The sequence below is a fragment of the Methylophaga sp. UBA1464 genome (assembly GCF_002325665.1).
Taxonomy (GTDB): domain Bacteria; phylum Pseudomonadota; class Gammaproteobacteria; order Nitrosococcales; family Methylophagaceae; genus Methylophaga.
Genome location: NZ_DCSO01000086.1, coordinates 7,398 through 15,827, shown reverse-complemented (window position 1 = coordinate 15,827; position 8,430 = coordinate 7,398). Strand labels below are relative to the sequence as shown.

7 protein-coding genes and 1 pseudogene are annotated in these 8,430 nt (G+C 44.1%); 5 read left to right on the top strand and 3 right to left on the bottom strand.

The window, feature by feature from the left end:
* Positions 1-41: 41 nt before the first annotated feature.
* Both B3O33_RS11040 and B3O33_RS11035 read left to right on the top strand, forming a co-directional pair.
* Positions 42-173 (top strand): annotated as a pseudogene (locus tag B3O33_RS11040) (aspartate 1-decarboxylase); the annotation flags it as partial.
* A gap of 117 nt (positions 174-290) precedes the next feature.
* Positions 291-2,006, top strand: a complete 1,716-nt coding sequence (locus tag B3O33_RS11035) for a lysophospholipid acyltransferase family protein (protein ID WP_292361423.1) — start codon at positions 291-293, stop codon at positions 2,004-2,006.
* Positions 2,007-2,008: 2 nt separating this feature from the next.
* Here the strand turns inward: B3O33_RS11035 and B3O33_RS11030 are convergent, their stop codons facing one another.
* Together B3O33_RS11030 and B3O33_RS11025 are read right to left on the bottom strand one after the other, a co-directional pair.
* A complete protein-coding gene (locus B3O33_RS11030) occupies positions 2,009-2,467 on the bottom strand; it encodes a YchJ family protein (RefSeq protein ID WP_292361422.1) in 459 nt (152 codons plus the stop codon).
* Positions 2,467-3,261 carry an SDR family oxidoreductase gene (locus tag B3O33_RS11025; RefSeq protein ID WP_292361421.1) on the bottom strand — a complete coding sequence of 265 codons (795 nt, stop codon included), beginning with the start codon at positions 3,259-3,261 and terminating at the stop codon, positions 2,467-2,469. The genes B3O33_RS11030 and B3O33_RS11025 overlap by 1 nt, the downstream gene beginning before the upstream one ends.
* A gap of 114 nt (positions 3,262-3,375) precedes the next feature.
* On the opposite strand from B3O33_RS11025, the gene B3O33_RS11020 reads away from it, so the two are divergent.
* From B3O33_RS11020 to B3O33_RS11010, 3 genes are all read left to right on the top strand, one after another.
* Positions 3,376-6,105: a cation-transporting P-type ATPase gene (locus B3O33_RS11020; RefSeq protein WP_292361420.1), complete on the top strand. Its 2,730-nt coding sequence runs from the start codon at positions 3,376-3,378 to the stop codon at positions 6,103-6,105.
* A gap of 18 nt (positions 6,106-6,123) precedes the next feature.
* Entirely contained in the window at positions 6,124-6,651 is a 528-nt protein-coding gene (locus B3O33_RS11015; RefSeq protein WP_292361419.1) for a hypothetical protein, read from the top strand.
* A gap of 72 nt (positions 6,652-6,723) precedes the next feature.
* Positions 6,724-7,752: a CNNM domain-containing protein gene (locus tag B3O33_RS11010; protein ID WP_292363588.1), complete on the top strand. Its 1,029-nt coding sequence runs from the start codon at positions 6,724-6,726 to the stop codon at positions 7,750-7,752.
* A 117-nt stretch (positions 7,753-7,869) separates the two neighbouring features.
* Here B3O33_RS11010 and B3O33_RS11005 read toward each other — a convergent pair.
* Positions 7,870-8,430: hypothetical protein (locus B3O33_RS11005; protein WP_292363587.1), on the bottom strand; the 561-nt coding region annotated here is incomplete at its 5' end.

Genomic DNA, 8,430 nt, shown 5'->3' with positions numbered 1-8,430 from the left:
TATTCCAAATAATAAAATTGGTGTAAGCATCACCGGGTGATCGAATCATTATCTGTGCTTATACTGCAATGGATGCAGAGGAGCTGAAAAGCTTCAAACCGACGCTGGTATATCTTGATGAAAATAATGATATTACCCATATGCGTCACGCGATTCCTGTCCAGGCGGCCTGATTAAAACTCTTCAGATATAACGGTTTGCGAGACTGTCACCGAACAGTCATCAAACCGTTATTTTTTTGTCATATATATTCTCTAGACTTTGCGGCATGAAGTTATCAGAGAATATGTATGCTCAATATTGAACAGGCTGTTCAACAAAAATTTCCCAATTTTCAAAAGCAAAAACCCTGGGTCAGAATACCGACTTTAGGCTTTCTCCGAAAAATCACCCATGAGCAAGAAGTTAATCGTTTCCTCGAACAGCATAAGCAGCTTGAAGGTTTTGATTTCATTGATGAAGTTCTGGATTATTTTAACTTCAGTTACAGTATTACCCATCGTCACCGCAATAATATTCCTGCCACTGGCCGGGTGGTAATTGTTGCCAATCATCCATTAGGCGCGTTGGATGGATTATGTTTGTTAAAGCTGGTGGGAGAGGTCAGGCGCGATGTGAAAATCGTTGCCAATGATATGTTGCTGAACTTTTCCGCATTAAGTTCATTGTTTCTGCCGGTTGATAACCTCTCAAAATCTACCCGTAAAAGCAGCGTGGCACGTATTGTCGAGTGTTTGAATAATGATGAAGCCGTCATCGTGTTTCCTGCCGGTGAAGTTTCGCGAATTCGCCCCGGTGGTGTTCGGGATGGTAAATGGAACAGCGGGTTTTTAAATTTTGCCAGGAAAACCCAGGCACCTATTTTGCCAATTTATGTTGAAGCCAGAAACTCATCGCTGTTTTACAGTGCTTCTATGGTCTACAAACCTTTATCCGGCATGATGCTGGCGCATGAAATGTTCAACAAAAACTCTAAAACCATCTCAATGCGGGTAGGGGAAACGATTGCCTATCAGCAGATTGAACAGCTGCCATTGGTCAAAGCGGAAAAGGCCAAATTATTACGTCGTCATTTGTATCGGCTGGCCAAAGGTAAAAAGCCATTATTTGTGACTGAACAGACGATTGCTCACCCGCAGGAACGCCGGGCGATTAAAAAAGAATTACAGCAAGCTGAATTATTGGGTGAGACAGCCGATCATAAGAAGATATATCTGTTTGATTATCAGGCGAATTCTGCTGTTATGCAGGAGATTGGCCGGTTACGGGAAATTACCTTCAGACAGGTGGGTGAAGGCACGGGAAAAAAACGGGATTTAGACCAGTACGATCGGGATTACCGGCATCTGATTTTGTGGGATGAGCAGGAGCTGGAGATCGCTGGTGCTTACCGGATTGGTGAAGTTGCTCGTATTATGGAGGCAGAGCGTGATATTTATACCAGCGAGCTATTCAGTTTTAACTCGGCGATGCAGCAATATTTTCCGGTTAGTATTGAATTAGGTCGCAGCTTTGTCAGCCCTAAATACTGGGGAAAACGCAGTTTGGATTATCTGTGGTATGGCATTGGCGCCTATCTCAAACGCTATCCAGAGATCCGTTATCTGTTCGGGCCGGTCAGCCTCAGCAATACTTATCCTGATTTTGCCAAGGCGTTGATTGTCAGTTTTTATCAAAAACATTTTGCAGATACGGAATCTCTGGCGACTGCCAGAGTACCGTCCATTTTTGATACAGAGCTGCAACAACGAGTGTATTCAACGTTAGTTAATCAAGATGCCGATAGTGACTTTACAGCGATGCGAGAGCAGCTGACACATATGAATGTGACGGTACCGACGCTATATAAACAATATGCCGATATTTGTGAGCCGAGAGGTGTACGGTTTATTGATTTTAATATCGATGCCAGTTTCGGTAACTGTATTGATGGTCTGGTGATGGTAGATTTACAGCAATTAAAGCCTGCCAAGCGCAAACGCTATTTAGGTGAGTCAAATACCTGACATCATCCGTGGCAGCGTTTCAGTTTTTTGCCACTGCCACAAATACAGTTATCATTACGACCAAGTTTTATCGGCGGTAAAAACTCGCCGTCAATATAAAACCAGTGACCTTGCTGTCGACTGAATCGAGAGCGTTCGTGTAACTGTCCGATAGGGTTATCTACATAAAAGGCAATAAATTCCACTTCCGCCTCATCATCAGTTTCAGCGTGATCCACAATGGTTAAACCTAGCCACTGTGTGGTTTCCATAGTTTGCTGCAAATTAAGCAAATCATCCGGCTGTCGTTGCGATGGGTGCAATGTCGCCTGTAAATAGCTGATATTGTGCATTACAAAGGCGCTGTAGCGAGAACGCATTAATTGCTCAGCTTTAATAGCAACCTCTTTACCTTGATGCAGCAAGCCACAACACTCGTCATAAATAGATTGACTCTGACAGGGGCAAAGTTGGTTTTTCATTAGAAAGTAATCTTCATTAAATCAGGGTGTTGAAAGGTATAGTTTAACTTTGATTTAACTTTTTGATTGCTGATTATTTTGTACTTAATCTCCGTTTCAGTATCAAATTCCGGTGGTGACAGGCCCATTAACTTTCTGGCATAACCGTAAAACTCACGTTTGCTGGGATGTGTATCCGCACAACCATTAAATATTTCGCCCCAGGCTTCCTGTTGCAAAATGGCATTGATAATACCCAGGCAATCATCCAGATGAATCAGGTTCACTGGAGCATCGGCTTGTGGCACGCTGCGACCATTACGGAAAAATCTGCCAGGATGGCGACGGCTATCAATTAAGCCGCTGAAGCGGACTATTGTCGTTTTAAAGTGCGTATTGTTTTGAAACAATTGTTCGATTTGCCATAACACGCTGTTGTGATCTTCGGCGTTTTCATCTTCAGTGACTTCCCGGTTAAGATTCTGATACACCGAAGTGGAACTGATAAACAAGACCTTTTGAATTGGTGATGTTTCAATTTGCTCAATCAGCCTGGCGAAGCCGTTAATGTTTTTCGAGGTGATATTGATAATCAGAATTTCACTGTCCAGAAATTCACTGATTTCAGATAATTGGTCAATATCAACATGAAATGCGCGTGCACCTGTAGCGTCCAGTTCGGTAAAACGCTCATGATGCCGAGTCGAGGCTCTTACTCTAAAAGCTTGTTTATAAAGAATAGTTGCAAGCGGTAATCCCAGCCAGCCGCTACCTAAAATACTGATGGTGTTAATGATAATTTCCTTAGAGCACAATTAAACAATAAGCCTATTGTGCAGCTTGATGCAGATCAAGTGAAAGCTCATTGTTAATAAGGCATTTGTTTAAAAACGGTATGCTAAAGTTATGAGCCTTACCAGGAGCTATCTATGAACGAAGATATGCAGAAACAACCTTTTGAAAAATCATGGCATCACCTCAGCTTTGAGGAAAGTCTGTCACAACTTGATAGTGATAAGCATGGTTTAGGGGCTGAAAAGATTGAACAACGACTGCAGCAATTCGGTCCTAACCACTTGCCACGTGCAAAAGGGCGTTCGGCCTTCGTCAGACTATTAGCTCAAATGCATAATTTGCTGATTTATGTTTTGTTAGGTGCTGCGTTTTTAACCGCCATACTTGGTCACTGGATCGATTTTTGGGTCATCCTGGCGGTTGTCATCTTAAATACCATTATCGGTTTTGTTCAGGAAGGAAAAGCCGAAAAGGCGCTGGATGCCATCAAGGATATGTTGGCGCCTCATGCTACAGCGCTCCGTGATGGACATAGGCTTCGAATTGAAGCAGATCAACTGGTTCCCGGTGATGTAGTGGTATTGGAGCCGGGCGATAAAGTGCCAGCGGATTTACGGATATTCAGTGCTAAAGGTTTACAGATTCAGGAAGCCGTATTAACTGGCGAGTCTGTCGCTGTTGAAAAAAATAGTGAGCCGGTCGCGGTTGACGCTGTGTTAGGCGATAGGCTATGTATGGCCTACTCAGGCACATTAGTGACCTCCGGGCAGGGGCATGGTGTTGTTGTTGCAACCGGCGCACATACCGAGATTGGTCGAATCAGTGGCATGATTTCCGATATCGAAAATCTCACCACTCCGCTGTTAAAGCAAATGTCCGTGTTCTCCCGCTGGCTGACTTTGGTCATTATGGTCATCGCTGCTTTGGTATTCAGCTACGGTTACTGGTTGAATCAGACACCGGCTATTGAAATGTTCATGATTGTTGTCGGCGTGGCTGTCGCCGGTATTCCCGAAGGATTGCCGGCGATTTTGACCATCACGCTGGCAATTGGTGTGCAACGCATGGCCAGCCGTAATGCGATTATCCGGCGTTTGCCAGCGGTAGAGACGCTGGGCGCAGTATCGATTATCTGCTCGGATAAAACAGGTACATTAACGCGTAATGAGATGACCGTTTCCACAGTGATGAGCTTAACAAACAACTATTCGGTCAGTGGAGTGGGATATGCACCTGCTGGAGAGTTCATCATTGATAATCAACCTGTTGAAACGGAACAGCACCCAACGTTAACGTTACTTTTGCGTTGTTCAGCTATTTGTAATGATTCGACCTTAAAGCGACGTGATGATGACTGGCTGGCAGAAGGTGACCCGATGGAAGCCGCAATGCTCACCGCAGCATTAAAAGCGGATTTCACGCTGGAGGAATTGAAACAATATTATCCGCGTCGGGATGTTATTCCTTTTGATACTGCCCATCGGTTTATGGCCACGCTGCATCATGATCACCAAGGGCATGATTTTATAGCGGTTAAAGGTGCACCGGAAAAACTCATCGAACTATGTCAGTTTCAGCGTACTGATGAAGGTGATGTCGAAGTCGACCAGGCCTATTGGCATTCACAGATTGAAAAAATTGCAGCAGACGGCCAGCGTGTATTGGCGGTAGCCACTAAAACGGTCGATCACAATACCGGTGAATTGCAATTCGAGGATTTAGATCAAGGACTGGTATTGCTGGGCTTGATTGGTTTGATTGATCCTCCTCGGGAAGAAGCCATCACTGCGGTCAGTGAATGTCATAAGGCGGGAATTCAGGTCAAAATGATCACTGGTGATCATGCTGCTACTGCGGGTGCCATTGCGAAAAAACTAGGTCTGAAGAATACGGATAACGTGCTTACTGGCCATGATCTCACTCAATTGAGTGATACGGAATTGCAGCACTTGGTTCAGCAAACGGATGTTTTTGCACGAACGGCACCAGAACATAAATTACGGTTAGTCAGTGCCTTGCAGGCAAATGGTCATGTTGTTGCGATGACCGGTGATGGTGTCAATGATGCACCTGCCTTGAAACGAGCTGATGTCGGGATTGCGATGGGACATGGCGGTACGGAAGCGGCCAAGGAAGCAGCTGAAATGGTATTGGCAGATGATAACTTTGCTTCGATTGCCAGAGCAGTGCGAGAAGGCCGCACAGTGTATGACAACCTGAAAAAAGCCATTTTATTTTTATTGCCCATCAATGGTGGTGAATCATTGAGTATTATCGTGGCGGTAATGGCCGGCATGACCTTGCCAATAACGCCATTGCAAATTTTATGGATTAATATGGTGAGCTCAATCGCTCTGGCGCTATCTCTTGCATTTGAGCCGGGAGAAGAAAATGCCATGCGCCGTCAACCCAGAAAGCGTGATGAAAAAATGCTCTCCGGTTTCCTGGTCTGGCGCATCAGCTTTGTGTCATTACTGTTTGTGATTGGTGTCTACGGCATGTTTTTATGGACCCAATCTCAGGGAGCCTCACTTGAGCAATCCCGAACTTATGCTGTCAATACGCTGGTCGTTATGGAAGTATTTTATTTGTTTAATGTGCGTTGTCTAAGCAGTGCATCCTGGTCAATTAAACAATGGTTTACTTCGCATATCGTATTTATTTCCATCGGCCTGGTTATTGTCTTGCAGTTGATATTCACATACGCCCCGATAATGAATACCTTATTTGAAACAAGACCTATTGGTTTACGACACGGTATGGAAATTATTGCAGTAGGTGTGATGATGTATTTGATTTTAGAGGCCGAAAAGTGGTTACGTCGTAAAATGACAGGCATTCAACAGACTGGAACTGCCAGCTAAGTGAAAAGTCATATTGCTATGAAAAAACTATTAATGCTTTGTTTGATTTTGATAAACCCTGTTCATGCGAATGGGATTTTTACTGATGGGGATGAGTTGTTACTGCAGACCTCATTATGGACGAAGCATTATAATCCGGAGCCGGATCATAATAATCATCAAAAGCTGTTCAATCTTGAATATTATTTCAATGATGAGGTGAAGCTTTTTGTTGTTCCGAATCAAGCCAGTTGGCGTGATGATGTCCGCTGGCTGGCAGGTGCTGCGACGTTTAAAAACAGTTATGACCAGCAGACGCTCTATCTTTATGGCGGCGGTCGCTACGATTATGACTTAGGTGAAAATACCAAAGCTTATGCCAAACTGACCGCCGGGCTTTTGTATGGCTATCGCGGGGAATATAGAGATAAAATTCCTTTGAATGATCTGGGCGTTGCACCGGTCATTTTACCGGCTTTCGGTGTTCAGCATCGCAGGGTAAACCTTGAAGTTGTGCCGTTTGCTGCTGCAGGCGTGATGGTTAATGCAGGCTTTTATTTTCGCTGAATAGTATTGATATACAGTAATTTATGTCCAGTGTATTATGACTGTCCCCTGTAACTGGAGCTGTTAACCCTAATGACTTTACTTATCGCTTTTGCGGTACTTTCAATTCTTGTCTCATTTGTTTGTTCTATTCTCGAAGCGGCATTACTATCTGTCACTCCTAGTTATATTGCCCAGCAGAAAGAGCATAAACCTAAGCTTTACAAACAGCTTAACCGGCTTAAAGATAAAATCGATCAGCCTCTAGCCGCTATTCTGACGCTGAATACAGTCGCGCATACGGTAGGCGCATTAGGCGTTGGTGCACAGGTAACCGTGGTTTTTGGTAATGGCTATCTCGGTATTGCCTCAGTAATTATGACGCTATTGATTCTCATACTTTCAGAAATTCTGCCTAAAACAATTGGTGCAAAATATTGGCGGAGTTTGGCCCCCATCTTGCCCCCGATTTTAAATGCCATGATCTGGATGTTAAAACCTTTTATCTGGGTGTCAGATCAGATGATGAAATTGATCGGCGGCAAAGAACAGCAGGGTGATATTCGTCTTGAAATCAAAGCGATGACCTGTCTTGGACATGAGTTAGGGGAGCTGGACGAAGATGAGTCACGCGTTATTGCCAATATTCTGGATTTACATGAAATCCGCACAAGAGACATTATGACTCCTCGAACTGTCTCCGAATATGTTGGTCCGGATGAAACCATTGCGGAATTCATCAAACGCTCGCAAGAGGGACAATTTTCTCGCTATCCGGTTCTTGATACAAATGAGTCGCCATTAGGCGTGATTTTCCGACGCGATGTTATTGGGGCGGATAGTACTACGAAAGTTTCTGATGTCATGAAACCGATTGTAGTGGTGACTGATCAGAAAGATGTTGAATCGGTCATGACTTTTCTAATGAAAGAACGCCAGCATATGGCAATTGTTTATGACGAGTACGGAAGCTGGTTAGGTCTTGTGACCATGGAAGATATTTTTGAAACGATTATCGGAAAATCCATTATGGATGAAACGGATGATATTCCAAACATGCGTCGTTACGCCAAAAAACTGTGGGAAAAACGCCAGCGTAATACGCCTAATCTAACGAACTAATGCTTTTGTTGAACATCCAGCGTAATGACAGAGCAATAAAGCTGGAAAGACCAAATAAAATCAATATGATAGGCCAGGGAATTGGCGAGGGGCGTGGATTCACTGGTTCTTGTTGTTTTAATGATTGAGGCATATCACGTGTTGCCAATTCAATAGTGACCCACTCATCGCGATCATCTGGTGCCGTTTCCAGATATCGCTAAAGCTATACACCGGTGCATCTCCTGATACCCGGCTTGATGGGATTTGTGGAATCCGGACAAACCAGATGGCTTCAATTGAATCTGCAAGTGTTTGTTCGTAGGGTGTCAGTGAGCGGGGTGGTTTAGTGGCAGTCAAACGGATTAAATCTTCGCCAATGGCATCAAATGCTACTGCGGGTAACAGCCGTGTTGTTTCAGTGATGAGATAGTCATAAATTTGTCTGGCAGCGTCCAAATCCATTTCGGTAATGACCGTATAAAAATAGGCTCCGATAGCCTGTACATAACCATTTATGCCCCGCTCAGGTACTTCCCAGCCTAAGGCCCGTAAGGTATCGATGCTGATACCAGTGCAATTGGCACCAGCATGGTTATAGAGAAATTCATGCCGGTAAAAATAGTTCATTACCTGATTAATTGATTGCTGAAACTCGGTGGCTGCCTGGCCGTTTTTAAGCGTGGCCACCAGCATGTA

Excerpts from the sequence above, each read along its gene's own strand:
- B3O33_RS11030 (WP_292361422.1), bottom strand. The coding sequence starts at position 2,467 with ATGAAAAACCAACTTTGCCCCTGTCAGAGTCAATCTATTTATGACGAG.
- B3O33_RS11035 (WP_292361423.1), top strand. The coding sequence starts at position 291 with ATGCTCAATATTGAACAGGCTGTTCAACAAAAATTTCCCAATTTTCAA.
- B3O33_RS11015 (WP_292361419.1), top strand. The coding sequence starts at position 6,124 with ATGAAAAAACTATTAATGCTTTGTTTGATTTTGATAAACCCTGTTCAT.
- B3O33_RS11020 (WP_292361420.1), top strand. The coding sequence starts at position 3,376 with ATGAACGAAGATATGCAGAAACAACCTTTTGAAAAATCATGGCATCAC.
- B3O33_RS11010 (WP_292363588.1), top strand. The coding sequence starts at position 6,724 with ATGACTTTACTTATCGCTTTTGCGGTACTTTCAATTCTTGTCTCATTT.